The organism is Streptomyces sp. GESEQ-4, assembly GCF_017948455.1.
Taxonomy (GTDB): Bacteria; Actinomycetota; Actinomycetes; order Streptomycetales; family Streptomycetaceae; genus Streptomyces.
The window spans coordinates 70,935-96,706 of the sequence record NZ_JAFFSU010000010.1; the positions used below are offsets into that span (position 1 = coordinate 70,935).

Sequence of the window (25,772 nt, forward strand, 5' to 3'; positions counted from 1 at the left end):
TCGCTCGTGACCAGTCGATACAGAACTCCACAGAGCGCCAACCCGCTTGCACCGCGCCGCCGTACGGTCGTCAAGGCCGCGGCGGCGGCCACTGCTGTCCTGGGCGGCCCGCTCGCCGCCGCCCTCCCCGCGCGAGCCGCCGACGAGGCCCCCGCGTTCCTGCACGGCGTCGCCTCCGGCGATCCGCTGCCCGACGGTGTCCTGCTGTGGACCCGGGTGACGCCCACCGCGGCGGCGGTGCCCGGCTCCGGGGTCGGCCCGGACACCGAGGTGAGCTGGACCGTCGCCACCGACAAGGCGTTCATGAACGTCGTCGCCAAAGGGTCGACCACCGCGACCGCCGCCTCCGACCACACGGTCAAGGCGGACATCCGGGGCCTCGCGCCCGCGACCGACTACTGGTTCCGCTTCTCGGCGGGCGGCACCAACTCCCCGGTGGCGCGCACCCGCACCGCGCCGGCGGCGGACGCGGCCGTCCCCAATCTCCGCTTCGGCGTGGTCTCCTGCGCCAACTGGGAGGCCGGCTACTTCGCCTCGTACCGCCATCTCGCCGCCCGCGGCGACCTGGACGCCTGGCTGCACCTCGGCGACTACATCTACGAGTACGGCACCGGCGAGTACGGCACGCGCGGCACCGTCGTACGGCAGACCGAGCCGGCCCACGAGATCCTCACGCTCGCCGACTACCGCGCCCGGCACGGGAAGTACAAGACCGACGCCGACCTCCAGGCCCTGCACGCGGCGGCTCCGGTCGTCGCGATCTGGGACGACCACGAGATGGCCAACGACGGCTGGGCGGGCGGCGCCGAGAACCACACCGAGGGCGCCGAGGGCACCTGGGCCGCCCGTCAAGCAGCCGCCAAGCAGGCGTACTTCGAGTGGATGCCGGTCCGTCCGGCGATCGCCGGCACCACCTACCGCCGGCTCCGCTTCGGCAAGCTCGTCGACCTCTCCCTGCTCGACCTGCGTTCCTTCCGCTCGCAGCAGGTCGCCGTGGGCAACGGCGAGGTCGACGACCCGGACCGCACGCTCACCGGCCGCGCCCAACTCGACTGGCTGAAGGCGGGCCTGAAGTCCTCCGACACCACCTGGCGGCTGGTCGGCAACTCGGTGATGATCTCGCCGTTCGCCATCGGCTCACTCTCCGCGGACCTCCTCAAGCCCCTCGCCAAGCTGCTGGGCCTGCCGCAGGAGGGCCTCGCCCTCAACACCGACCAGTGGGACGGCTACACGGACGACCGCCGCGAAGTCCTCGCCCATCTGCGGTCCAACGCGATACGCAACACCGTCTTCCTCACCGGCGACATCCACATGGCGTGGGCCAACGATGTGCCGGTGAACGCCGGGACCTACCCGCTGTCCGCCTCGGCCGCCACGGAGTTCGTGGTCACCTCGGTCACGTCGGACAACCTGGACGACCTCGTCAAGGCACCCGAGGGCACCATCTCCGCGATCGCCTCCCCGATCATCCGCGCCGCCAACCGCCACGTCCACTGGGTCGACACCGACCGCCACGGCTACGGCGTCCTGGACATCACCGCCGCCCGCGCGCAGATGGATTACTACGTCCTCTCAGACAAAACAAAGCAGAACGCAACCGCCTCCTGGTCCCGCTCCTACCGCACACGCACAGGCACGCAAAAGGTCGAGCGGGCTTACGACCCCGTGTAACTGCCGCGCCCCAAAGGGGCGCGGGGAACTGCGCGACCAGCCACAACGGCGCCGCAGACAACGATCGACCCATCGCGGCACCCCCCCCCAGCGGAGCGCTTACGCGTCCAAACCGTCGAGGAAGCCGAGCGCCACCCGCCACGTGGCCTCGGCCGCCTCCTCGTCGTAGTCCGGCAGCCCGGGGTCGGTGTAGAGATGCCCGGCCCCGGCGTACCGGTAGATCTCCACATCCGCACCCGCTCTGCCCATCTGCAGATACCAGGCGCTCAGCCAGTCGTCGGTCTCGAACGGGTCCGGCTCGGCGACATGCAGCTGCACCGGCAGACCGTCCACCGAGACGTTCGGCGCCAGGTCCGACGTGCCGTGCAGAAGCAGCAGCCCGCGCGCCTTCTCGTCGCCCAGCGCGAGGGTCTGCGCGACGGACGCGCCGAGCGAGAACCCGGCGTACACCAACCCCCGCTCGGAATAGGGCGCCGCGGCCAGCACGGCACGCTTCAGCAGCTCGTCCTTGCCGATCTCGTCGTTGAAGGTCATGCCCTCCTCGACCGTCTCGAACGTCCGCCCCTCGAACAGGTCCGGAGTCCACACCTCGTGTCCGGCGCCGCGCAGCCGGTCCGCCGCCGCGCGCACCGCGGGCCTGAGGCCGAAGGTCGAGTGAAAGAGCACGATGTTCATGAGGCCATGGTGCCAGCCGGGTACGACAACGCCCCGCGACGCCCGCCGCGAGGCACCGCCGCTCACAAGGGGGCGGCATGTTCACGCCCCCGGGTCGGCGGTTACGGTTCGGAGGATGGAGAACATACTCCGCCCGCTGATCGTCATCGGCGGCTCGATCGTGCTGCCGCTGCTCATCGGCTGGGCCACCGACGTACTGCTGCGCAAGGCCGACGAACGGCACAGCGAGACCCCGCTGTGGGGCCTGCTGCGCCGCGCCCGGATTCCCTACCAGGTCGTGCTGTGCGCGGCGGTGCTCAGAGGGTCGTACGACGAGGCGAAGTTGCTGGAGGGGTACGAGGTCGGCATCGGCCGGGTGCTGACGCTGGTGCTGATCGGGGCCACCGCCTGGCTGATGGTCGGGATCGCCGCGGCCGTCGTCGAGACGTCGTACAGCCACTATGCGCGCGCCCACCGCGACCCGGCCCGGGTCCGGCGGGTCCGTACCCAGGTGACGCTGATCATGCGCGTGGTGGCGGCGATCGTCGCGGTGGTGGCCGTCGCCGCGATGCTGCTGACGTTCCCGGCGATGCGCGCGGCCGGCGCCTCGCTGCTGGCGTCGGCGGGCATCCTCGGCATCGTCGCCGGTGTCGCCGCGCAGTCGACGCTGGGCAACATGTTCGCGGGGTTCCAGATCGCGTTCGGCGACATGGTGCGCATAGGCGACACGGTCGTCGTGGACGGCGAGTGGGGCACGGTCGAGGAGATCACCCTGACGTTCCTGACCGTACGGACCTGGGACGAGCGCCGGATCACCATGCCGGTGTCGTACTTCACCTCCAAGCCCTTCGAGAACTGGTCGCGCGGCGGTGCCCAGATGACCGGCATCGTCTACTGGCAGGTCGACCACTCGGCCCCGGTGGAGGCGATGCGTGAGCAGCTGCGCGACATCCTGCGCGAGTGCCCGGCGTGGGACGGCCGCCACTACGGCCTGGACGTCACGGACGCCACCACGAGCACCATGGAGGTGCGGGCGCTGATGACGGCCAAGGACGCGGACGACATCTGGACGGTACGGGTCACCGTGCGCGAGCGGATGATCCGCTGGCTCGCCGCACAGCACCCGTACGCGCTGCCCCGCGTCAACACGGCGGACGCGGTGGTGCCGCCCGGCCACGTCGACGGCCGGGCGTTCCGCGACGGCTCCCCGCCCCGCCGCGTCCATGACACGCCGCGCTCCGGAGACCGCTGACCGTCAGTGCCCGCGCTCGGCGCCGCCGTTGACCTGGATCACCTGGGAGGTGATGTGCCCGGCCGCGTGGGAGGCGAGGAAGTGCAGGGTCGCGGCGATGTCGCCGGGCGTCCCGGCCCGCCCGGTCGAGGTCTCCCCGATGAGCCGTTCCCGCCGTGCCGCGTCCATCGTGTCCCCGAAGAACCCGGTGTCCTCGACATACCCCGGCGCGACCACGTTGACGGTGATCGCCCGCGGCCCCAACTGCCGGGCCAGATCATGGGCGTACGGATGCAGCGCGGCCTTGGCGGCGCCGTACGCCCCGCTTCCCGACCCCCGGAACGCGGCGATGGAGCTGAGGAACAGCACCCGCCCACCTGGCTCGGCGAGCCGCGCCTTCAGCGCCTCGGTGAGCAGCACGGCGGTCAGCGTATTGAGCCGGAAGTTGACGGTCCAGTTGTGGGCGACGGCATCGAGGGGGTCGTCGCTCTCGGCCGGCGCCTCCAGAACCCCGCTTCCCCCGGCACTGTGGATCAGCACGTCCACCGTCCCCAACTCCCGCGCCACGAAGTCCGCGACGCCGCGCACCTCACGCGGATCGCTGAGATCCGCGGCACAGGTCAGCGCACCGGGCACCCCGGCGTCCGCCAGCGCCTCGGCCCGCCGCCCGAGGAGCAGCACCTGGTCCCCGTCACCGGCGAAGAGCCGCGCCGCCGCGCGCCCGATCCCCGTACCGCCACCACTGATCACCACATTGCGAGCCATGATCAAACCCTACGACCGTCGGCCGCCGACGGTGGGAGATCACCTCGAACTGCTACACAGTCCGCCGCATCGCCCGATGCGGCATCCCCGCGTCCAGGAACTCCGGCCCGTACGCCGCGTACCCCAGCCGCTCGTAGAACCCCATCGCGTGGGTCTGCGCATGCAGATCCACGGCCCGCAGCCCACGCGCGCGTGCCGCCTCCTCGATGGCCCGCACCAGCGCCGCCCCGACGCCCAGCCCGCGTGCCGCCTTCGTGACCGCGAGCCTGCCGAGCGAGCCGACCGACGGGTCACCGCCGTACTTCGCGGCGGCCTCCTCGCCGCACAGCAGCCGCCCGGCCCCGAGCGGCATCCCGTCCTCCCGGACGGCCAGCACATGCACGGCTACGGCGTCATACGCGTCGTACTCGAGATCCTCGGGCACGCCCTGCTCGACGACGAAGACCTCCTTGCGCACCCCGAAGCACGCCTCACGGTCGCCGGGACCCGCGGCGACGCGGACCACGTACGACACAGGCGCGGAGCTCACGCGTACGTCTCCTCGCGGACCTGGTCCAGCGCCTTCTGCAGGTCGGCCGGGTAGTCGCAGGCGAACTCCACCCACTGGCCGTCGCCGGGGTGCTCGAAGCCGAGCCGTACGGCGTGCAGCCACTGGCGGGTCAGGTGGAGCCGCTTGGCGAGGGTCGGGTCGGCGCCATAGGTCAGGTCACCGACGCAGGGGTGCCGGTGGGCGGCCATGTGGACGCGGATCTGGTGGGTGCGGCCGGTCTCCAGCTTCACATCGAGCAGGGAGGCCGCGCGGAACGCCTCGATGAGGTCGTAGTGCGTCACGGACGGCTTGCCGTCGGCGGTGACCGCCCACTTGTAGTCGTGGTTGGGGTGGCGGCCGATGGGCGCGTCGATGGTGCCGCTGGTCGGGTCGGGGTGGCCCTGCACGAGCGCGTGGTAGCGCTTGTCGACCGTGCGCTCCTTGAACTGCCGCTTCAGCGAGGTGTACGCGCGCTCCGACTTGGCGACCGCCATCAGTCCCGACGTACCGACGTCGAGGCGGTGCACGATGCCCTGGCGCTCGGCGGCGCCGGACGTCGAGATGCGGTACCCGGCGGCGGCCAGCCCGCCGATGACCGTCGGTCCGGACCACCCGGGGCTGGGGTGCGCGGCCACGCCGACCGGCTTGATGATCACGACCACGTCCTCGTCGTCGTGAATGATCTCCATGCCCTCGACCGGCTCGGCGACCACCTGCACCGGCGCCGGCGCCTGCGGCATCTCGACCTCGAGCCAGGCGCCGCCGTGCACCCGCTCGGACTTCCCGACCACCGAGCCGTCGACCGTGACCTTCCCCGCCGCTGCCAGCTCGGCGGCCTTGGTACGGGAGAAGCCGAACATGCGGGAGATGGCGGCGTCGACGCGCTCGCCCTCCAGGCCGTCGGGCACGGGCAGGGTACGGATCTCGGGAAGCGTGCTCACTCGTCGAGTATGCAGGACGGCACTGACACCCCCGACCGCGCGCTCAGTCCTTGTGGACGGTGCCGTCCGGGTCGAGCCCCCGGAACGACAGCAGCACGATCAGGATGCCGCCGCACACGATCGCCGAGTCGGCCAGGTTGAACACCGCGAAGTGCTTGGGCGCGATGAAGTCGACGACCGCCCCCTCGAAGACGCCCGGCGAGCGGAAGATCCGGTCGGTGAGGTTGCCGAGCGCACCGCCGAGCAGCATGCCGAGCGCGATCGCCCAGGGCAGGCTGTACAGCTTGCGGGCGAGACGGGCGATCACGACGATCACGGCCGCGGCGATCATCGTGAAGATGACGGTGAAGGCCTCGCCGAAGCCGAAGGCCGCGCCCGCGTTGCGGATCGCCTCGAACTTCAGCCAGTCCCCGATGATCTCGATCGGCTCGTGGTGTTCCAGCTTGGCGACCACGATCATCTTGCTGATCAGGTCCAGGGCGTACGCGAACGCGGCCACGGCGAACAGGACAGCGATCCGGCGCTTGCCCCTGGGCCGCTCACCGGTGCTCCCCTGCCCGTCCCCACCGGACGACTGCTCCGGCTCCGCTCCAGCTCCCTCAGGGGAATCCGGCGTACCGATGATGCGCTCCGCCTCTGACACGTGAGTCCCTCGACCTAGGTACCTGACTGAGCACGAGGGTACGGCACGCCTCCTGGCACCCGCGTGCTGAGGAGGCGTACGAGGAACCGGCCGGCGTCGGTCAGTAGCGGCGCTCCGTCTTCTGCTTGCACTCGACGCACAGGGTGGCCCGTGGGAAGGCCTGCATGCGCGCCTTGCCGATGGGGTTCCCGCAGTTCTCGCACAGGCCGTACGTGCCGGCGTCGAGCCGCACCAGGGCGCGCTCCGTCTGGATCAGCATCTCGCGCGCGTTGGCGGCGAGGGCCAGTTCGTGCTCGCGCGTGATGTTCTTGGTGCCGGTGTCCGCCTGGTCGTCGCCCGCACCGTCCCCGGAATCCCGCATCAGACCCGCGAGCGCCTCCTCGGACGACGTGATCTCGGTGCGCAGCCGCGTCTCCTCGGACAGCAGCTCGGCACGCGCCTCCTCGACCTCCTCCGGGGTCCAGGGGTCCTCACCGGGGCGCACCGCGAGCTCGCCCGGCTCCACCGCCGCGGCGACCCGTGCCTTGGGAACGGCGGTCTTCGCCGCCGTGGCCGTGCCAGGAGTCTTCTTCGCAACCACCGTCGTGGCTCCCGTCTGCTTCGCGGCCTCGGCCGCGCCCGCCTTCTTGGCCGTGCTCTTCTTCGTGGCCGCGCTCTTCTTGGAGGTGCCCTTCGCAGGCGCGCCCTTGGGGGCACCGCCCTGCTCACCGGCACTCTGCGGAGCGGCCGTCTTCTTCGCGGCCGCCTTCTTCGTACCGGCCTTCATGGCCTCCTCCTTCGCGGCCGCTTTCTTCGATACGGCCTTCTTGGCCCCCGCCTCCTTGGCGGTGACCTTCTCTGCTGCCGCCTTCTTGGCTGCCGTCTTCTGGGCGGTCGCCGTCTTGGCGGTCGACTTCTTGGCCGCCGCCTTCTTCGAAGGAACCGAGGGGGCCACCTTCGATGTCGCCGTTGTTTTCTTGGCGGGGGTCTTCCTGGCGGGACTCTTCTTGGCGGCCGTCTCCTTGGCGGCGGTCTTCTTCGCAACCCCCTTGGATGCCTCCGCCTTCTTGGCTGTGGCCCCCTTCCCCCGGGCCGCAGCCCCCCGCACCGTCTTGACCGGCTTGGCCGGCTCCGCCGCCTTCGCGGCTTTCCCCGCTGACCCCCCTTGCGCGCTCTTCTTGCCGCTCACGTCCTTGGCCGCGCCGCCGGAGCCACGGGTGGATCTGCCGGACGCCGACTGCTGTACGGCGGTCTTCTTCGCCACCATGGCCGCGGCCCCTTCACATATTGTGATCTTGCTCGCGAATCGTGCTGGGACGATAAATCGACTTGAGTCCCGCGGCAACGGGGCACGCCGCCCGATTCGCCCGCCCCGCAAGCGCCGGGCGGGAAGCCTGCATCCGTTGTGCCCAGCTCTCCGCCAGGTAATCCGCCTGGCCCGTCATCCCGGGATCCGAGCGCGCGCACCTGGCCAATCGGGTCATCCCGGAACCGGCCGCCGCTGTGCCCCAGGGCCACCGGAAATCCGGTCGGCCACTGTCCGCGCGGCGCCGTACACTGGGCGGAGCGAAAAGCGTGGATGGGGACGAGTAGCGGCGTACGCAGCCCAGAGCGACCCGGGGACGGTGGAAGCCCGGGGGCGAGCGCGACGTGAAGATCACCCCGGAGCCGCCGGAAGAAACCCCGCAAGGGGCGGTAGACCCGGCATCGCGACCCCAATGAGGGGGCTCACCGGCGCACCGGGTGCGACGGAGAGCCAAGGAGGGTGGTACCGCGGGAGCGCGCCGAAGACGGCGCAAGGAAAGACGTAGCTCTCGTCCCTCCGGTCGGAAGGCAGAAAGTCCGCCGGAGGAAGCTCGCTGATGACAACGCCGACGTACCGCCAGGTGCCCGCCCAGGTCGACCTGCCCGCGCTGGAGCACGCCGTGCTCGACTTCTGGCGCGAGCAGAAGATCTTCGCCAAGACCCTGGAGCAGTCCGAGGGCCGCCCCGAGTGGGTGTTCTACGAGGGCCCGCCCACCGCGAACGGCATGCCGGGCGCCCACCACATCGAGGCACGCGTCTTCAAGGACGTCTTCCCCCGCTTCCGCACCATGCGCGGCTACCACGTGGCCCGCAAGGCGGGCTGGGACTGCCACGGCCTGCCGGTGGAGCTGGCGGTCGAGAAGGAGCTCGGCTTCTCCGGCAAGCAGGACATCGAGGCGTACGGCATCGCCGAGTTCAACGCCAAGTGCCGCGAGTCGGTGACCCGCCACACGGACGCCTTCGAAGCCCTCACGACCCGCATGGGCTACTGGACCGACCTCAACGACCCCTACCGCACCATGGACCCCGAGTACATCGAGTCCGTCTGGTGGTCGCTGAAGGAGATCTTCAACAAGGGCCTGCTCGTCCAGGACCACCGCGTCGCCCCCTGGTGCCCCCGCTGCGGCACCGGCCTGTCCGACCACGAGCTGGCACAGGGCTACGAAACGGTCGTCGACCCGTCCGTGTTCGTCCGTTTCCCCCTCACCTCCGGCCCGCTCGCCGGCCAGGCCGCGCTCCTCGTCTGGACGACGACCCCTTGGACCCTGGTCTCCAACACGGCCGTCGCCGCCCACCCCGACGTCACCTACGTCGTCGCGACCGACGGCGAGGAGAAGCTCGTCGTCGCCGAACCACTGCTCGCCAAGGCCCTCGGCGAGGGCTGGGAGACCACCGGCCAGACCTTCACCGGCGCCGAGATGGAACGCTGGACGTACCAGCGCCCGTTCGAGCTTGTGGAGTTCCCGGAGACCGAAGGCGGCACCCACTACGTGGTGAACGCCGAGTACGTCACGACCGAGGACGGTACGGGTCTGGTCCACCAGTCCCCCGCCTTCGGCGAGGACGACCTCAAGGTCTGCCGCGCCTACGGCCTGCCCGTCGTGAACCCGGTCCGCCCCGACGGCACCTTCGAGGAGGACGTCCCCCTCGTCGGCGGCGTCTTCTTCAAGAAGGCGGACGAAAAGCTCACCGAAGACCTCCAGCAGCGCGGCCTGCTCTTCCGGCACATCCCGTACGAGCACAGCTACCCGCACTGCTGGCGCTGCCACACCGCGCTCCTCTACTACGCGCAGCCGTCCTGGTACATCCGCACCACGGCCATCAAGGACCGCCTCCTCCAGGAGAACGAGGACACCAACTGGTTCCCGGAGACGGTCAAGCACGGCCGGTACGGCGACTGGCTGAACAACAACATCGACTGGGCCCTGTCCCGCAACCGCTACTGGGGCACCCCGCTGCCCATCTGGCGCTGCGCGGACGACCACCTCACGGTCGTCGGCTCCCGCGCGGAGCTGACCGAGCTGACCGGCACCGACCAGTCGGCCCTCGACCCGCACCGCCCGTTCATCGACGACGTCACCTTCGACTGCCCACAGTGCGCCCAGACCGCCACGCGCGTGCCGGAGGTCATCGACGCCTGGTACGACTCGGGTTCGATGCCGTTCGCGCAGTGGGGCTACCCGTACAAGAACAAGGACCTCTTCGAGGCCCGCTACCCGGCGCAGTTCATCTGCGAGGCCATCGACCAGACGCGCGGCTGGTTCTACACGCTGATGGCGGTCGGCACGCTGGTCTTCGACAAGTCGTCGTACGAGAACGTCGTCTGCCTCGGCCACATCCTCGCCGAGGACGGCCGCAAGATGTCCAAGCACCTGGGCAACACCCTGGACCCGATCCCGCTGATGGACCGGCACGGCGCCGACGCGGTCCGCTGGTTCATGGCGGCCGGCGGCTCCCCGTGGGCGGCACGCCGCGTGGGCCACGGCACGATCCAGGAGGTCGTCCGCAAGACCCTCCTCACGTACTGGAACACGGTCGCCTTCCAGGCCCTGTACGCCCGCACGTCCAACTGGGCCCCGAGCGAGGCCGACCCGGCCCCCGCCGACCGCCCGCTCCTGGACCGCTGGCTGCTGTCCGAACTGCACGCCCTCACCGACCAGGTGACCCAGTCCCTGGAGGCCTACGACACCCAGCGCGCCGGCAAGCTCCTCTCGGCGTTCGTCGACGACCTGTCCAACTGGTACGTACGCCGCTCCCGTCGCCGCTTCTGGCAGGGCGACAAGGCCGCGCTGCGCACGCTGCACGAGGTCGTCGAGACCGTCACGAAGCTCATGGCCCCGCTGACCCCGTTCATCGCCGAGCGGGTCTGGCAGGACCTGATCGTGCCGGTCACGCCCGGCGCCTCGGAGTCGGTGCACCTGGCGTCCTGGCCGGAGGCGGACCTCTCGGCGATCGACCCGGAGCTGTCGAAGCAGATGGTCCTGGTCCGCCGACTGGTGGAGCTGGGCCGTGCCACGCGCGCGGAGTCGGGCGTCAAGACGCGCCAGCCGCTCAGGCGCGCACTGGTCGCGGCGACGGGCTTCGACTCCCTCAACCCCGAGCTGCACACCCAGATCACGGAGGAACTGAACGTCGAGTCGCTGGCGTCGCTGTCCGAGGTGGGCGGCTCGCTGGTCGACACGACCGCGAAGGCCAACTTCCGCGCCCTGGGCAAGCGGTTCGGCAAGCGCGTCCAGGACGTGGCCAAGGCCGTCGCCAACGCGGACGCGGCAGCACTGTCGCTGGCCCTGCGTGAGGGCACGGCGTCGGTGGAGGTCGACGGCGAGACGATCACCCTCGCCCCCGACGAGGTCATCATCACGGAAACCCCGCGCGAGGGCTGGTCGGTGGCGTCCGACGCGGGCGCGACGGTGGCGCTGGACCTGGAGATCACGGAGGAACTGCGCCGCGCGGGCCTGGCCCGTGACGCGATCCGCCAGATCCAGGAGGCCCGCAAGAACAGCGGCCTCGACGTGGCCGACCGCATCGCCCTCCGCTGGACGGCGACGGATCCCGCAGTGATCGCCGCCCTGTCGGAGCACACGGAGCTGATCGCCGACGAGGTCCTGTCCACGGACTTCGCCCAGGGAGAGGCAGACGACACATACGGCTCGCCCTTCACAGACGAGCCCCTCACCCTGACGTTCCGCCTCCGCAAGGCATAGCCGCACTCGAGCCCGCAGGCCTGCGGCCAACCCGCCGCCGCCTGCGGGCCCCCAGCCCCCACGCCGCGCAACCAGCAGGCCCGGCCCACCAAAAGGGCAGGGCCCCGGATCAAAAACCCGGGGCCCCGCCCTGAACGCTGCCGACGTCTACGCCGTACTACGAACCGTCAGTTGTCGTCCTCGTCAATGAGGAACCCCCGCATCGGCGAGGGAGCCTGCCCCATCGGACCAGGACCCTGCGGCCGTACCGGCGCCATCGGCTGGGTCATCGCCGGCGACATCTGCTGCTGGCCGCCGTAGGACGGACCGGCCGGAGCCGGGCCACCGCCCATGCCCTGGTTGCCGCCGTACGACGGCGCGCTCGCACCGGCCGGAGCCATGGAAGGCGCCGGGGACGGCGGGAGGGACGCCGTGGCCGGCGTGCGCGGCGGAGCCAGCGAGTCGTCGGACTGGGTCTCCAGCTGACGCAGCTGCGACTCCAGGTACGACTTCAGCCGCGTGCGGTACTCGCGCTCGAAGCCGCGCAGGTCCTCGACCTTGCGCTCCAGCGTGGCGCGCGCGGACTCCAGGGAGCCCATCGCGACACGGTGCTTCTCCTGCGCGTCCCGCTCCAGCGCGTCGGCCTTGGCACGAGCGTCACGCTCGAGACCCTCGGCACGCGAACGCGCCTCGCCGACGATCTTGTTGGCTTCGGAACGGGCCTCGGCGATCGCCTGGTCGGCGGTCTGCTGGGCCAGCGAGAGGACACGGGCGGCGCTGTCGCCACCGGGGCCCTGACCGGGGCCGCCCATCGGACCGCCCATGGGGCCGCCCATCGGGCCACCCATCTGCTGCTGCATGGGGGGCTGGCCACCCATGTGGCCCTGACCCATCGGACCCTGGCCCATCGGACCGGGACCCTGCGGGCCACCCTGACCCTGACCGCCGGGACCGGCGGGCAGCTGCGGTGCACCGCTCGGCAGCTGGGGCGGGCCACCCATGGGGCCACCCATCTGCTGCTGCGGCGGGCCCGATATGCCGGCGGGCACGGGAGAACCCGGCCCGCGCATGCCCTGCTGCGGCATGCCGCCCTGCTGCTGGTCCTGCGGACCGGGACCCTCCGGCGGCTTGCGCATGTTCTGCTGGTTCTGGGCAGCAGCGCGCGTGGCGGCGGCCAGCTTGGCGCGGAGGTCCTCGTTCTCGCGGAGCAGGCGGGTCAGTTCGGCTTCGACCTCGTCGAGGAAGGCATCGACCTCGTCCTCGTCATAGCCTTCTCGGAGGCGGACGGTCGTGAACTGCTTGTTCCGCACGTCCTCGGGGGTCAACGGCATCTCTTCACCTCAACGTAGTCGTCGGCATTCGGCAAGACGGTAGTTCACATCGCTCACAGCCGACTCACGATCGAAATCAGGATGTAGACGATGATCATCAGTACGAAGAAGGACAGGTCGAGCGCCACGCCCCCGAGACGCAGCGGCGGAATGAACCGCCGCAGAAGCTTGAGCGGTGGATCAGTGACAGTGTAGGTGGCCTCCAGAACGACCACCATCGCCTTGCCGGGCTGCCATGAGCGGGCGAACTGGAAGACATAATCCATGACCAACCGGAAGATCAGCACGATGAGGAAGCACATCAGCGCGATGTAAATGACTTGCAGGACCACGCTCATGACCCTTGCTTCCCTCTCCCCTGATCCATGCTGTTCGTTACTGCTGTTCCGGTGGTGCGTCTCAGCTCTGGTTGAAGAACCCGCCCTCTGCGATGCGGGCCTTGTCCTCCGCCGTGACATCGACGTTAGCAGGCGACAACAGAAACACCTTCTGCGTCACCCGCTCGATGCTGCCGTGAAGACCAAACACCAAACCGGCCGCAAAGTCGACAAGTCGCTTGGCGTCTGTGTCATCCATCTCAGTCAGATTCATGATCACCGGGGTGCCCTCACGGAAGTGTTCCCCGATAGTACGGGCCTCGTTGTAGGTCCGCGGGTGAAGTGTGGTGATCCGGTACGGCTCTCGTTCCGACACGACCTTGGGCATGATCACCGGTGCGTTCTTCTCCAGGTTTTGACGTTCTTGTGTGATGGATGCCACGGGCGCGATGCGCGCCGGACGCCCGGATTCCGCGGGCAGGGCGGCCGCGTGAGGCACCGGATCGCGCGGTGCCGGAGGCTGCACCACGCGTACCGATTCATCCCTTTGGGACTGATGTGAGCCGTGGGACTGGTGCGACGGTTCGTGTCGCCGGTGGTCCCGTTCGGGCTCCGGGTCGAGTTCGGGTTCGAAGTCGTCGTCGGGGTCGAAACCGCGGCCGTCGTACCCATCGTCCTCCACGAGGCCGAGGTAGACCGCCATCTTGCGCATCGCGCCGGCCATTGCTCTGAGTCCTCCGCTCTGTGGTGGATCGGCTGACGACTGCCAAGTGCCAGGGATCCACGAGGTCGTTACGCCCGCTATACAGCGGTAATGACCATATTTTCTGCTGTGGTCCGACTCTTGGCGACGTTACCCGAGCCCGGGGCGGACTCCGAGTACCGCAGTGCCGACGCGCACATGTGTCGCTCCGGCCGCCACGGCTTGCTCGAGGTCCGCGCTCATTCCTGCCGAGACCATGTTCGCAGCCGGATGTGCCCTGCGCAGGTCAGTCGACAAATCCATCATGCGCTCGAACGCCGCCAGTTCGCGCCCCGCATACTCCCCGGTGAGCGGCGCGACGGTCATCAGCCCGTCGAGCCGCAGCCCCGGAGACCGAGCCACCAGATCGGCCAACTCGGCGATTGAGCCCGGCGCCACGCCTCCCCGCTCCCCTCTGCCGCTCGCGCCCGCGTCGAGCGCGACCTGGATCAGACAGCCCACCTCGCACTCTGCCCGCACGGCCTCCTTCGAGAGGGCCGTCACCAGCCGGGAACGATCGACGGACTGCACATGATCCGCGTAACCGACCACGGATCGCACCTTGTTGGTCTGGAGCTGACCCACGAAGTGCCACGTAAGGGGCAGATCCGAACATTCGGCGGCCTTGGGCGCCGCGTCCTGGTCGCGGTTCTCGGCGACATGGCGCACGCCGAGTTCCGACAGGATGCGCACATCGCTCGCCGGGTACGTCTTGGTGACCACGATCAGGGTCACCTCCTCGCGCTTGCGCCCGGCGGCCACGCACGCGGCGGCGATGCGCTCCTCCACCTTCGCCAGGTTTACGGCGAGTTCGTCCTTACGGTCCGTCATGCCCCATCAGTCCAGCCAGACATAGCCCGCGAGCCGACCGGTTGTGCGGTCGCGGCGGTACGAGAAGTGCTCGCGCGACTCCAGCGTGCACACCGGCGACTGCTCCCGGTCGCGCACCCCGAGCCGTTCGAGCTGCGCGTGCACACCGGCGCTCACGTCGACGGCGGGTGTGCCCCAACTCGTCTCCGCGTACGCCGTCGGCTCCACGCCGGCCACCTCGGCTCGCATCGTCTCCGGCACTTCATAGCACCGTCCACAGACGGTGGGTCCGGTGCGGGCGACGATCCGGGACGGGTCGGCGCCCAGGTCCATCATCGCGCGTAGCGCGGCGGGCACCACCCCGGCGACCATGCCGGGCCGTCCCGCGTGAGCGGCGGCGACGACCCCGGCGACCGGGTCGGCGAGGAGCACGGGCGTGCAGTCGGCGGTGAGGACGGCGAGGGCGAGTCCGCGCCGCACGGTCACGATCGCATCGACCCGCGCGGCGGGCCGGTCGCCCCAGGGCCCGTCCACCACCGCGACGTCGGTGCCGTGCACCTGGTTCATCCAGACCACGTCGGCCGGGTCGATGCCCAGCGTCTTGGCGGCCAGTTCGCGATTGGTCCGTACGGCGTCGGGGTCGTCGCCGACCGCGCCGCCGAGGTTGAGCTCCTCATACGGAGCGGCGCTCACCCCGCCCCACCGGTCGGTGAAGCCGAAGTGCGCGCCGCTCACGCTCTCGCGCTGTCCTATCACTTCAGGAAGTCCGGCACATCCAGCTCCTCGGCCGCGCTGTCCGAGTAGGACCGGGACGGCGGGACCGGCGGGGCGACCGGGACGTCGTTGACCGGCTCGGGCGCGGGCGGCTCCGGCTCCTCCTTCGGCTTGACACTGCCGAGCGAGCCGAAGGACGGACGGCTCTCGGTCTGCCGTACCGGAGTCGGCTCCTCGCGCTTGGTCGCGGAGGTGCCCAGGATGTTGTCCCGCTTGGACGGCGGCTGGCCCCCGTCGAAGCCGGCCGCGATCACGGTGACCCGGACCTCGTCGCCGAGGGCGTCGTCGATCACCGCGCCGAAGATGATGTTGGCCTCGGGGTGGGCGGCCTCGCTGACCAGCTGGGCGGCCTCGTTGATCTCGAACAGGCCGAGGTCGGAGCCGCCGGAGATGGAGAGCAGGACGCCGCGGGCGCCGTCGATGGACGCCTCGAGCAGCGGCGAGGAGATCGCCATCTCGGCGGCGGCCACCGCGCGGTCGTCGCCGCGGGCGGAGCCGATGCCCATCAGGGCCGAACCGGCCTCGGACATGACCGACTTGACGTCGGCGAAGTCGAGGTTGATCAGGCCGGGCGTGGTGATGAGGTCGGTGATGCCCTGGACACCGGAGAGCAGGACCTGGTCGGCCGACTTGAAGGCGTCGAGCACCGAGACCTGGCGGTCCGAGATGGACAGCAGCCGGTCGTTCGGGATGACGATGAGGGTGTCGACCTCTTCGCGGAGTTCGGCGATGCCGTCCTCGGCCTGATTGGCGCGGCGCCGTCCCTCGAAGGTGAACGGGCGCGTGACCACGCCGATGGTGAGGGCGCCCAGGGTCCGGGCGATGTTGGCCACGACGGGCGCGCCGCCGGTGCCGGTGCCGCCGCCTTCACCGGCCGTCACGAAGACCATGTCGGCCCCCTTGAGGACCTCCTCGATCTCCTCACGGTGATCCTCGGCCGCCTTGCGGCCCACGGCCGGGTTGGCTCCGGCCCCGAGTCCGCGGGTGAGTTCGCGGCCGACATCGAGCTTGACGTCGGCGTCGCTCATCAACAGCGCCTGCGCGTCGGTGTTGATGGCGATGAACTCGACGCCCTTGAGACCGACCTCGATCATCCGGTTGATGGCATTGACACCACCGCCGCCGACACCGATGACTTTGATGACTGCGAGGTAGTTCTGCGGTGCTGCCACGTCGAAGGCCTCTCGCCTCGAGTTACGTGCCGCCGGCCCGCCGAAGCACTGCTGCCTCGCGATCCGGACGACTGATGCCGAATGGGACGGTCCGAACGCCGACCCGAACCCTAACGTTGAAGTTTAGGGTTACCAGTGTGTCTGTTCGCTGGAATCTTCTGAACAGGACACTAAGTCGACAAGTGGCGCACGTTCAACGAACACGCCGAACCTCCCGTTTTTCTTTTCACCCTATGTGATCAGGCGTTGCACTGCCCAACCAGGGTGCTGGCCTGCGCTGATGTGCGTCAACTCCCCAATGACGCCGGGGCGGTGGGAACGCTGACATCGAAGTACCGCGCATCCGGCGATGCTTTCATGAGAGCGGTGAGCGTACGCGCCTTCGCGGCGCCGTTCTCCGCACTCCCCCACGCGATGGTGCGGCCGTCGTTCAACTCCAGTGAGATGTCGTCGTACGAACTCACCTTGACGGTCCGGGTGTCACGGGCGACGGCGGCCGGAATGGCACCCGCGGCGCGTACGGCCTCGCGCACCAGTCGGCCCTCGCCGAAGCGGCGCAGGCTCGCGGCGCTGGAGCCGCTGCGGGACAGCGTCAATTCGAGTGCGGGGATACCTTTCGGGGCGTCAGAAACCGTGGCGAATCGGACACCTTCATCGTCCACTTCGATGAACTTTCCGCCCTTTTCGACAATCAGAACCGGAACGCGCTCAATCACTTTCAGCCCGATTCGATGGGGCCACGAGCGGACCACGTCAACCGAGTCAATTCGGGGCAATTTGCGGCTCAATCGTGCCTTAATCGCATCGGTGTCGACGGTAATCAGCGGCGCCCCGACCGGTACGTCGGCGGCCTCGCGCACCTGTTGCGGCGTCAGAACCCGTGTTCCGTCGACCGATACGCGCTCCACCCGCAGCCACTTCGAACCGTAGAGCACCCAGACCGAGCCGGCCCCGATGAGCACCAGCACCACGGCCAGGATGATGATCGTACGAAGCCTCGGTCGCCGCGGACGACGAACCGGAGGCGGGCCGGCCGACTCCTGCTGGCTTTCACCGCGTTCGGCGGTCGTCGGTCCGGCCACGCTTCCTGCCCTCCGTCATCAGCTCCTAGTGGTGTGTACGACGCGCGGCGATCGCCTCGTACACCATGCCGACGAGCAGTTCGTCGGCGTCCCGGCGGCCGAACTCGCCGGCGGCGCGGGACATCTCGTACAGCCGGTGCGGATCGGCGAGCACGGGCAGGACATTCTGCTGCACCCACTGGGGGGTGAGTTCCGCGTCGTCGACCAGCAGTCCACCGCCGGCCTTGACCACCGGCTGGGCGTTCAGCCGCTGTTCGCCGTTGCCGATGGGCAGCGGGACATAGGCGGCCGGGAGTCCGACGGCGGAGAGTTCGGCGACGGTCATCGCGCCCGCGCGGCAGAGCATCATGTCGGCCGCGGCGTACGCGAGGTCCATCCGGTCCACGTACGGTACCGGGATGTACGGGGGCATTCCCGGCATCTGTTGCACCTGCGGCAGTTCGTTCTTCGGACCGACCACGTGCAGGATCTGGATCCCGGCCTGCTGGAGGTAGGGCGCGACCTGCTGGACCACCTCGTTGAGGCGGCGGGCACCCTGGGAGCCGCCGGAGACCAGCAGCGTGGGCAGGTTGGGGTCGAGGCCGAACACGTGCCGGGCCTCGGGGCGGGCGGCGGCCCGGTCGAGGGTGGCGATGGAGCGGCGCAGCGGGATGCCGATGTAGCGGGCGTCACGCAGCTTGCTGTCCGGGGTGGAGACGGCGACCTTGGCGGCGTACCGCGAGCCGATCTTGTTGGCGAGGCCGGGGCGGGCGTTGGCCTCGTGGATGATGATCGGCACCCCGAGGCGCTTGGCCGCGAGGTAGCCGGGGAGGGCGACATAGCCGCCGAAGCCGACGACCGCGTCCGCCTTGGTGCGCTCCAGGATCTGCTCGGCCGCCTTGATCGTGCCGCGCAGCCGGCCCGGGACGGTGATCAGCTCGGGGGTGGGCTTGCGTGGCAGCGGTACGGCGGGGATCAGCGCGAGTTCGTACCCGCGCTCGGGTACGAGTCGGGTCTCCAGGCCGCGCTCCGTGCCCAGAGCCGTGATTCCCACGGTCGGGTCCTGCCTGCGCAGGGCGTCCGCGAGGGCGAGCGCGGGCTCGATGTGGCCGGCGGTCCCCCCACCGGCGAGTACGACATGCACCGAAATTCACCGCTCTCCGGACGAACGCGCCGCTGAGGCACGCCGTCGCATCGTGTTCCATCTGCCCGGCCCCGAAGGGCGTCCCGCGCGCTTTCTACCAAAGCGAGGTTGCCGCATGGAAAGCGCTGCCCGCGCAGCGGGCTCGTCACGCGCGAAGGCGATCAGCAGCCCGATGGCGAACATGGTCGGCAGCAGGGCGGACCCTCCGTAGGAGAACAGCGGGAGAGGGACACCGGCGATCGGCAGCAGACCGAGCACCGCACCGATGTTGATCACCGCCTGAGCGGTGATCCAGGTGGTCACGCCTCCCGCGGCATACCTCACGAACGGGTCCTCCGTGCGTCCGGCCACGCGGATACCCGCATAGCCTAGAGCCGCGAAGAGGGCGAGCACCGACAGCGTCCCCGCCAGGCCCAGTTCCTCACCGGTGACGGCGAAGATGAAGTCCGTGTGCGCTTCGGGCAGTTGACCCCATTTTTCCACACTCGCGCCGAGTCCAGAACCGAAGAGTCCGCCGGAGGCGAGCGCGTAGATGCCGTGCACGGCCTGCCAGCAGTCGGCGGTGCCGCTGCCGGGCTCGGTGGCACCGATGCAGGCGAAGCGGGCCATACGGTTGGGGCTGGTCTTGATCAGGATCGCGCCGACGAAGGCCGCCCCCGTCAGCACGCCCACGAACAGCCTGGTGGGCGCCCCGGCCAGCCACAGCAGGCCGAACAGGATCGCCGTCAGGATGATCGCCGTACCCATGTCGCCGCCGAGCATGATCAACCCGAGCAGCATGAACGCCACCGGAACGAGCGGCACCAGCATGTGCTTCCACTGGCTGAGCAGCTTCTTGTCCTGCTTGCGGGCGAGCAGGTCGGCGCCCCACAGCACCAGCGCGAGCTTGCCGAACTCGCTGGGCTGGAGCTGGAAGGGACCGGCGATGGAGATCCAGTTCTGGTTGCCGTTGACCGCCACCCCTATCCCCGGCACCTGCACCAGGGCCATCAGGAACACGGCGCCCGCCAGTATCGGGTAGGCCAGCGCCCGGTGCAGCTTGACCGGCATCCGCGAGGCGGCGAACAGCAGCCCGGCGCCGAGCAGCGCGGCCAGGGCCTGCTTGCGGAAGAAGTACGACCCGGGCAACGACAGCTGCAGCGCGGTGATCTGGGAGGCCGAGTAGACCATCACAAGCCCGAGCACGGTGATGAGCAGGCTGCCGCCGAGGATCAGGTAGTACGCGGTCAGCGGCCGGTCCCAGGCCTTCTGGGTACGGGTGACCAGCCGGGCGACGGGATTCTCGCCCGGGGTCCGCGCGGCGGCGGGCCGGCGGACGTCCCGCTGCACGGGCGGACGCCCGGTACGGCTACCGGGCATCGCTGCCTCCGCTGTACGTCGGCCTCGACGGCTCCACGCGTCCCTCCCAAGGTCGCCCGGCAGCCGGCGGCCGGGGTCAGGCGCCGAGTTCGCGAACGGCGTCCGCGAACGCGTCTCCACGCTTGTTGTAGTTGACGAACATGTCCATGGAGGCACAGGCGGGTGCCAACAGCACCGTGTCTCCGGCAACGGCGAGTCGCCGCGCCTCCTGGACCGCCGCGAGCATCGCCCCAGTGTCGGTCCGGTCGAGGTCGACGACGGGTACCTCGGGCGCGTGTCGCACCAGGGCTTCACGGATCAGCGCACGGTCGGCGCCGATCAGCACCACCGCGCGCAGCCGCTCGGCCGACTTGGCGACGAGCTCGTCGAAGGTCGCGCCCTTCGCAAGACCGCCCGCGATCCAGACGATCGAGTCGTAGGCCGCCAACGAGGCCTGCGCCGCGTGCGTGTTGGTCGCCTTGGAGTCGTCGACGTAGGCCACCCCGTCCACGTCGGCGACATGCGCGATGCGGTGGGCGTCCGGGGTGAAGGCACGCAGCCCGTCCCGTACGGCCGCTGCCGGCACCCCGTAGGCGCGCGCGAGGGCGGCGGCGGCAAGGGCGTTGGCGATGTTGTGCGGGGCCGGCGGGTCGACGTCGGAGACCTCGGCGAGTTCCTGGGCGTTCTTCTGCCGGTTCTCGACGAAGGCGCGGTCGACCAGGATGCCGTCCACGACGCCGAGTTGGGAGGGCCCGGGGGTGCCGAGGGTGAAGCCGACGGCCCGGCAGCCCTCCTCGACGTCGGCCTCGCGGACCAGGTCCTCGGTGGCCTTGTCGGCGACGTTGTAGACACAGGCGACGCGATTGCCCTCGTAGATACGGCCCTTGTCGGCGGCGTACGCCTCCATGGAGCCGTGCCAGTCGAGATGGTCGGGGGCCAGGTTGAGGACGGCTGCCGAATGCGCGCGCAGGGAGGGCGCCCAGTGGAGCTGGTAGCTGGAGAGTTCGACCGCGAGGACGTCGTACTGCTCCTCGCCGAGCACCGCGTCCAGCAGGGAGACGCCGATGTTGCCGACGGCGGCCGTGCGCAGGCCCGCCGCCTTCAGGATCGAGGCGAGCATCTGGACGGTGGTGGTCTTGCCGTTGGTGCCGGTGACGGCGAGCCAGGGGGCTGCGTCCGGGCCGCGCAGGCGCCAGGCCAGTTCGACGTCGCCCCAGATGTCGATGCCCGCTTCATGCGCCGCCGCGAACAGCGGCTTGTCCGGCTTCCAGCCGGGTGCGGTGACGATCAGGTCGGTGCCCTCGGGCAGGGTCGCGCCGTCGCCGAGGCGCACGGTGATACCGAGCGCCTCCAGCTCCGAGGCCTCGGCACGCGCGCGTGCGTCGTCGCCGTCGTTGACGACGGTGACGTGCGCGCCGAGGCCGTGCAGGACCTTGGCCGCCGGGACGCCGGAGACGCCAAGCCCGGCGACGGTGACGTGCTTGCCCTGAAACTCGAAGGGCTCCGAGGAGGTCACTTGTCCGCTGCCCATCCCGCGTAGAAGAGGCCCAGTCCGACAATCACACAGATGCCCTGAATGATCCAGAAGCGGACCACGACGAGCACTTCCGACCAGCCCTTGAGTTCAAAGTGGTGCTGGAGTGGCGCCATTCGGAACACGCGCTTTCCGGTCATACGGAAGGAGCCGACCTGGATGACCACCGACATCGTGATCAGGACGAAGAGGCCGCCGAGGATGGCGATCAGCAGCTCGGTGCGGGAGCAGATCGCCAGGCCCGCGAGGACACCGCCCAGCGCGAGCGAACCGGTGTCGCCCATGAAGATCTTGGCGGGCGAGGTGTTCCACCACAGGAAGCCGAGGCAGGCGCCCATCAGCGCGGCGGAGATGACCGCGAGGTCGAGCGGATCGCGCACCTCGTAACAGGCGCCCGGGTTGGTCAGGTCCGTCGCGTTGGCGCACGACTCCTGGAACTGCCACACGCCGATGAAGGTGTAGGCGCCGAAGACGAGCACGGAGGCGCCGGTGGCCAGACCGTCCAGACCGTCGGTGAGGTTCACGCCGTTCGACATCGCGAGGATCATGAACAGCGCCCAGACGACGAACAGCACCGGGCCGATCGTCCAGCCGAAGTCGGTGATGAACGACAGCTTCGTGGACGCCGGGGTGTTGCCGCGGGCATCCTCGAACTGCAGCGCCAGCACCGCGAAGGAGATGCCGCCGAGCAACTGGCCGGCCATCTTCGCCTTGGCCCGCAGACCCAGCGAGCGCCGCTTGACGATCTTGATGTAGTCGTCAAGGAAGCCGACCAGACCCATGCCGACCATCAGGCCGAGGACGAGCACACCCGAGTAGGTCACCGAGTAGCCGGTGATCAGCTTGGACAGGAAGTAGGCGGCGACGGTCGCGAAGATGAAGGCGATACCGCCCATCGTCGGCGTACCGCGCTTGCTGGCGTGCTCACGCGGTCCGTCGTCCCGGATGTACTGGCCGTAGCCCTTGCGGGCGAGCAGCTTGATCAGCAGCGGGGTGCCGACCAGGGTCAGAAAGAGGCCAATGACTCCTGAGAACAGGATCTGCTTCATCATCGGGCGGCAACCTCACCCTCGGCACCGGTCCCGACGAGCGCCTGCGCCACGCTCTCGAGCCCGACCGACCGGGACGCCTTCACGAGTACGACGTCTCCCGGGCGCAATTCGCTGCGCAACAGGTCGATCGCCGCCTGTGCGTCGGACACGTGCACCGACTCCTCACCCCACGAACCCTCGTTATATGCGCCCAGTTGCAGCCAGGACGCTTCCCTTCCCCCGACCGCGACGAGCTTGCTGACGTTGAGCCGGACGGCGAGCCGTCCGACCGCGTCGTGCTCGGCGAGAGCCTCGTCCCCGAGCTCGGCCATCTTGCCGAGCACCGCCCAGGTCCGCCGCCCCTTGCCCATGGCCGCGAGCGCGCGCAGGGCGGCTCGCATGGACTCGGGGTTCGCGTTGTAGGCGTCGTTGACGACCGTCACGCCGTCCGGGCGCTCGGTGACCTCCATCCGCCAGCGGGAGAGGGAGCCCGCCTCGGAGAGCGCGGTGGCGATCTCTTCCGCGGACATGCCCAGCTCATGGGCGACGGCGGCCGCGGCGAGCGCGTTCGACACGTGGTGCTCACCGTACAGGCGCATGGTCACTTCGCTTGCACCGGAGGGTGTTCGAAGCAGGAAGGCGGGCTGACCACTGTCCGTGAGTCTCACGTTCTCGGCGCGTACGTCCGCTTCGCCGGACTCTCCGAAAAGGATCACCTTCGCCTTCGTACGGGATGCCATGGCCCGTACGAGCGGATCGTCGGCGTTGAGGATCGCCGCGCCGTCTTCCGGAAGGGCCTCCACGAGTTCGCCCTTGGCCTGCGCGATCTGCTCCCGGCCGCCGAACTCGCCGATGTGGGCGGTGCCGACGTTCAGGACGAGGCCGATCTTCGGGGGCGTCAGATCCGTGAGGTAGCGGATGTGGCCGATGCCGCGGGCACCCATCTCCAGGACGAGGAACTTCGTCTCCTCGGTGGCGCTCAGCGCGGTCAGCGGCAGTCCGATCTCGTTGTTGAACGAGCCGGGTGTCCACACGGTCGGCGCCTTGCGCTGGAGCACCTGGGCGATGAGGTCCTTGGTGCTGGTCTTGCCGGCGGAGCCGGTGAGCGCCACGAGGGTCGTGCCGAGCCGTCGTACGACATGACGCGCGAGCGCGCCGAGGGCTGCCTGGACGTCCTCGACCACGATGGCGGGGACGCCCACGGGGCGGGACGCCAGGACGGCGGCCGCTCCCGCCGCGACGACCCGGTCCGCGAAGTCGTGGCCGTCCACGCGCTCGCCGACGAAGGCGACGAAGAGGCTGCCCGGGCCCGCCTCACGGGAGTCCCGGACGACCGGTCCCGTGACCTGGACGGACGGATCCGGTATGTCGTGCGTCTGCCCGCCGACGACTGCTGCGATCTCGGCGAGAGAGAGGGCGATCACAAGTTCATCCCCTGGGTCTTCTGGATTCTCATCCCTGGGTTTTCCGGATTGCTTCGCGAAGCACCTGGCGGTCGTCGAAGGGACGGACCACCCCGGCGATGTCCTGGCCCTGCTCGTGGCCCTTGCCCGCGACCAGCACGGTGTCCCCGGGCTGCGCGCGGGCGACGGCGGCGGCGATCGCGGCGGCCCGGTCCTCGAAGACCTGGACCTCACCGCGCTCGTGTGCCGGCACGGACGCCGCGCCCTGAAGCATGGTGGCGAGGATCGCGAGGGGGTCCTCGCCGCGGGGGTTGTCGGAGGTCAGTACGGCGGTGTCGGCGAGCCGGGCCGCGGCGGCGCCCATCGGCTCGCGCTTGGTCTTGTCGCGGTCGCCGCCGCAGCCGAGCACGATGTGCAGCTTGCCCTCGGTGACCTTGCGCAGGGCCCGGAGCACCGATTCGACGGCGTCGGTCTTGTGTGCGTAGTCCACGACCGCGAGATACGGCTGACCGGCGTCCACCCGCTCAAGCCGGCCCGGCACGCCCGGCACGGCGGCGATGCCGTCGGCGGCGGCCTGCGGGTCGAGGCCCGCGGTGGCCAGGGCGACGATCGCGGCGAGGGTGTTGGCGACGTTGAAGGGGCCCGCCAGCGGTGACTTGGCGGCGATCCGCTCACCCTTGGGGCCGATGGCGGTGAACGCCGAGTCCATGGGCCCCACCTGGACGTCCTCCGCGCGCCAGTCGGCGTCGGGATGGCCCTCGGCGGAGAAGGTGACGACCGGGACGGCGGACTCCTTGGCGAGCCTGCGGCCGTACTCGTCGTCGAGGTTGACGACGCCGAGTTTGCTGCGTTTCGGCGTGAAGAGCTGTGCCTTGGCCCGGAAGTAGTCCTCCATGTCGGAGTGGAACTCCATGTGTTCCGGGCTGAGGTTGGTGAAGACGGCGATGTCGAAGACGCAGCCGTCGACGCGGCCTAGGACCAGCGCGTGGCTGGAGACCTCCATGGCGACGGCCTCGACGCCGCGTTCGCGCATGACGGCGAACAGGGCCTGGAGGTCGGTGGCTTCGGGGGTGGTGCGCTCGGACTTGATGCGCTCCTCGCCGATGCGCATCTCGACCGTGCCGATGAGCCCGGTGGACCTGACCGTCTTCAGGCCGCCCTCGACGAGGTAGGCGGTCGTGGTCTTGCCCGAGGTGCCGGTGATGCCGATCTGGAGCAGATCCCGGCCGGGGTGGCCGTAGATCGTGGCCGCCAGCTCGCCCATCCGTCCGCGCGGGTCGTCGGCGACCAGGACCGGGAGCCCGGTGGCCGCGGCGCGTTCGGCGCCGGTCGGGTCGGTCAGCACGGCGACCGCGCCGAGGCCGGCGGCCTGCGTGACGAAGTCGGCGCCGTGCAGGCGGGCCCCCGGGAGGGCGGCGTACAGGTCGCCGGGGCGGACGGCGCGCGAGTCATGGGTGATGCCCGTGACCTCGGCTGCGACTTCCGGCCGCGCGGCACCACCCAGCTGATCGGCGAGCTCCGCGAGAGGTGTGGCGGAGACCTGAACCGGCCTGGGCGGCCCCGGATATGTCACGGGTGCGCCCTTCTGAGTGGTTTGGGACTGATCAGCGTGTGGCACGGCGGTGAGCGTACCCGGCGCACCCGCTTCGGGGCGAAGTGAGGGCGCGCCCGCGCCCTGGTTCCCGGGATCGGGAGTGATCGTTGTCACGAGGGG

22 protein-coding genes are annotated in these 25,772 nt (G+C 70.0%); 3 read left to right on the forward strand and 19 right to left on the reverse strand.

All coding sequences use genetic code 11. The features are described 5' to 3' along the window. Positions 1–6: 6 nt before the first annotated feature. Positions 7–1,671 (forward strand): alkaline phosphatase, encoded by a 1,665-nt coding sequence (locus tag KCH48_RS20540; RefSeq protein ID WP_210576113.1) that lies wholly within the window; start codon positions 7–9, stop codon positions 1,669–1,671. Between the two features lie 99 nt (positions 1,672–1,770). Here the strand turns inward: KCH48_RS20540 and KCH48_RS20545 are convergent, their stop codons facing one another. Further along, entirely contained in the window at positions 1,771–2,346 is a 576-nt protein-coding gene (locus KCH48_RS20545) for a dienelactone hydrolase family protein (protein WP_210576114.1), read from the reverse strand. A gap of 115 nt (positions 2,347–2,461) precedes the next feature. Between KCH48_RS20545 and KCH48_RS20550 the strand changes: the two genes are divergently transcribed. Then, the gene (locus KCH48_RS20550; protein WP_210576115.1) at positions 2,462–3,577 is read left to right on the forward strand and encodes a mechanosensitive ion channel family protein; all 1,116 of its coding nucleotides are present in this window, start codon (positions 2,462–2,464) and stop codon (positions 3,575–3,577) included. Positions 3,578–3,580: 3 nt separating this feature from the next. Here the strand turns inward: KCH48_RS20550 and KCH48_RS20555 are convergent, their stop codons facing one another. The 5 genes from KCH48_RS20555 to KCH48_RS20575 form a co-directional block, all read right to left on the reverse strand. Continuing rightward, positions 3,581–4,321, reverse strand: a complete 741-nt coding sequence (locus KCH48_RS20555) for an SDR family NAD(P)-dependent oxidoreductase (protein ID WP_210576116.1) — start codon at positions 4,319–4,321, stop codon at positions 3,581–3,583. Between the two features lie 52 nt (positions 4,322–4,373). Then, positions 4,374–4,850, reverse strand: coding sequence for a GNAT family N-acetyltransferase (locus KCH48_RS20560; protein WP_210576117.1), 477 nt, complete (start codon positions 4,848–4,850; stop codon positions 4,374–4,376). Further along, on the reverse strand, positions 4,847–5,791 hold the full coding sequence (locus tag KCH48_RS20565) for an RluA family pseudouridine synthase (RefSeq protein ID WP_210576118.1): 945 nt from the start codon (positions 5,789–5,791) through the stop codon (positions 4,847–4,849). The genes KCH48_RS20560 and KCH48_RS20565 overlap by 4 nt, the downstream gene beginning before the upstream one ends. A 43-nt stretch (positions 5,792–5,834) precedes the next feature. Next, positions 5,835–6,434, reverse strand: a complete 600-nt coding sequence (lspA, locus tag KCH48_RS20570; RefSeq protein ID WP_210576119.1) for a signal peptidase II — start codon at positions 6,432–6,434, stop codon at positions 5,835–5,837. Between the two features lie 100 nt (positions 6,435–6,534). Next, positions 6,535–7,680 carry a TraR/DksA family transcriptional regulator gene (locus tag KCH48_RS20575; protein ID WP_210576120.1) on the reverse strand — a complete coding sequence of 382 codons (1,146 nt, stop codon included), beginning with the start codon at positions 7,678–7,680 and terminating at the stop codon, positions 6,535–6,537. A gap of 595 nt (positions 7,681–8,275) precedes the next feature. Between KCH48_RS20575 and ileS the strand changes: the two genes are divergently transcribed. Next, the gene (gene ileS / locus KCH48_RS20580; RefSeq protein ID WP_210576121.1) at positions 8,276–11,422 is read left to right on the forward strand and encodes an isoleucine--tRNA ligase; all 3,147 of its coding nucleotides are present in this window, start codon (positions 8,276–8,278) and stop codon (positions 11,420–11,422) included. A gap of 167 nt (positions 11,423–11,589) precedes the next feature. Here the strand turns inward: ileS and KCH48_RS20585 are convergent, their stop codons facing one another. The 13 genes from KCH48_RS20585 to KCH48_RS20645 all read right to left on the reverse strand — a co-directional run bounded on the left by KCH48_RS20585 (position 11,590) and on the right by KCH48_RS20645 (position 25,631). Continuing rightward, positions 11,590–12,732: a DivIVA domain-containing protein gene (locus KCH48_RS20585; protein ID WP_210576122.1), complete on the reverse strand. Its 1,143-nt coding sequence runs from the start codon at positions 12,730–12,732 to the stop codon at positions 11,590–11,592. A gap of 53 nt (positions 12,733–12,785) precedes the next feature. Further along, entirely contained in the window at positions 12,786–13,070 is a 285-nt protein-coding gene (locus tag KCH48_RS20590) for a YggT family protein (RefSeq protein WP_058925847.1), read from the reverse strand. Positions 13,071–13,131: 61 nt separating this feature from the next. Further along, entirely contained in the window at positions 13,132–13,773 is a 642-nt protein-coding gene (locus tag KCH48_RS20595) for a cell division protein SepF (RefSeq protein WP_210576123.1), read from the reverse strand. Positions 13,774–13,902: 129 nt separating this feature from the next. Continuing rightward, positions 13,903–14,622 (reverse strand): YggS family pyridoxal phosphate-dependent enzyme, encoded by a 720-nt coding sequence (locus KCH48_RS20600; protein ID WP_210576124.1) that lies wholly within the window; start codon positions 14,620–14,622, stop codon positions 13,903–13,905. Positions 14,623–14,628: 6 nt separating this feature from the next. Then, positions 14,629–15,357 carry a peptidoglycan editing factor PgeF gene (pgeF, locus tag KCH48_RS20605; RefSeq protein WP_210576125.1) on the reverse strand — a complete coding sequence of 243 codons (729 nt, stop codon included), beginning with the start codon at positions 15,355–15,357 and terminating at the stop codon, positions 14,629–14,631. Then, positions 15,354–16,547, reverse strand: coding sequence for a cell division protein FtsZ (ftsZ, locus tag KCH48_RS20610; protein ID WP_210576126.1), 1,194 nt, complete (start codon positions 16,545–16,547; stop codon positions 15,354–15,356). The genes pgeF and ftsZ overlap by 4 nt, the downstream gene beginning before the upstream one ends. 287 nt (positions 16,548–16,834) lie before the next feature. Continuing rightward, a complete protein-coding gene (locus KCH48_RS20615; protein ID WP_210576127.1) occupies positions 16,835–17,629 on the reverse strand; it encodes an FtsQ-type POTRA domain-containing protein in 795 nt (264 codons plus the stop codon). A gap of 25 nt (positions 17,630–17,654) precedes the next feature. After that, positions 17,655–18,752 (reverse strand): undecaprenyldiphospho-muramoylpentapeptide beta-N-acetylglucosaminyltransferase, encoded by a 1,098-nt coding sequence (gene murG, locus KCH48_RS20620; RefSeq protein WP_210576128.1) that lies wholly within the window; start codon positions 18,750–18,752, stop codon positions 17,655–17,657. Between the two features lie 6 nt (positions 18,753–18,758). Further along, complete coding sequence (ftsW, locus tag KCH48_RS20625; RefSeq protein WP_210576129.1) at positions 18,759–20,111, reverse strand: putative lipid II flippase FtsW; 1,353 nt, start codon at positions 20,109–20,111, stop codon at positions 18,759–18,761. Between the two features lie 76 nt (positions 20,112–20,187). Further along, positions 20,188–21,621 (reverse strand): UDP-N-acetylmuramoyl-L-alanine--D-glutamate ligase, encoded by a 1,434-nt coding sequence (murD, locus tag KCH48_RS20630; protein WP_210576130.1) that lies wholly within the window; start codon positions 21,619–21,621, stop codon positions 20,188–20,190. Continuing rightward, positions 21,603–22,673: a phospho-N-acetylmuramoyl-pentapeptide-transferase gene (gene mraY, locus KCH48_RS20635; protein ID WP_210576306.1), complete on the reverse strand. Its 1,071-nt coding sequence runs from the start codon at positions 22,671–22,673 to the stop codon at positions 21,603–21,605. The genes murD and mraY overlap by 19 nt, the downstream gene beginning before the upstream one ends. Further along, entirely contained in the window at positions 22,673–24,079 is a 1,407-nt protein-coding gene (gene murF, locus KCH48_RS20640) for a UDP-N-acetylmuramoyl-tripeptide--D-alanyl-D-alanine ligase (protein ID WP_210576131.1), read from the reverse strand. The genes mraY and murF overlap by 1 nt, the downstream gene beginning before the upstream one ends. Positions 24,080–24,107: 28 nt before the next feature. After that, positions 24,108–25,631 (reverse strand): UDP-N-acetylmuramoyl-L-alanyl-D-glutamate--2,6-diaminopimelate ligase, encoded by a 1,524-nt coding sequence (locus KCH48_RS20645; protein ID WP_210576132.1) that lies wholly within the window; start codon positions 25,629–25,631, stop codon positions 24,108–24,110. Positions 25,632–25,772 lie beyond the last annotated feature (141 nt).

Excerpts from the sequence above, each read along its gene's own strand:
- ftsW (WP_210576129.1), bottom strand. The coding sequence starts at position 20,111 with ATGCCCGGTAGCCGTACCGGGCGTCCGCCCGTGCAGCGGGACGTCCGC.
- murD (WP_210576130.1), bottom strand. The coding sequence starts at position 21,621 with ATGGGCAGCGGACAAGTGACCTCCTCGGAGCCCTTCGAGTTTCAGGGC.
- KCH48_RS20600 (WP_210576124.1), bottom strand. The coding sequence starts at position 14,622 with ATGACGGACCGTAAGGACGAACTCGCCGTAAACCTGGCGAAGGTGGAG.
- KCH48_RS20575 (WP_210576120.1), bottom strand. The coding sequence starts at position 7,680 with ATGGTGGCGAAGAAGACCGCCGTACAGCAGTCGGCGTCCGGCAGATCC.
- KCH48_RS20555 (WP_210576116.1), bottom strand. The coding sequence starts at position 4,321 with ATGGCTCGCAATGTGGTGATCAGTGGTGGCGGTACGGGGATCGGGCGC.
- KCH48_RS20550 (WP_210576115.1), top strand. The coding sequence starts at position 2,462 with ATGGAGAACATACTCCGCCCGCTGATCGTCATCGGCGGCTCGATCGTG.
- KCH48_RS20585 (WP_210576122.1), bottom strand. The coding sequence starts at position 12,732 with ATGCCGTTGACCCCCGAGGACGTGCGGAACAAGCAGTTCACGACCGTC.
- KCH48_RS20545 (WP_210576114.1), bottom strand. The coding sequence starts at position 2,346 with ATGAACATCGTGCTCTTTCACTCGACCTTCGGCCTCAGGCCCGCGGTG.
- ileS (WP_210576121.1), top strand. The coding sequence starts at position 8,276 with ATGACAACGCCGACGTACCGCCAGGTGCCCGCCCAGGTCGACCTGCCC.
- KCH48_RS20595 (WP_210576123.1), bottom strand. The coding sequence starts at position 13,773 with ATGGCCGGCGCGATGCGCAAGATGGCGGTCTACCTCGGCCTCGTGGAG.
- mraY (WP_210576306.1), bottom strand. The coding sequence starts at position 22,673 with ATGAAGCAGATCCTGTTCTCAGGAGTCATTGGCCTCTTTCTGACCCTG.
- KCH48_RS20590 (WP_058925847.1), bottom strand. The coding sequence starts at position 13,070 with ATGAGCGTGGTCCTGCAAGTCATTTACATCGCGCTGATGTGCTTCCTC.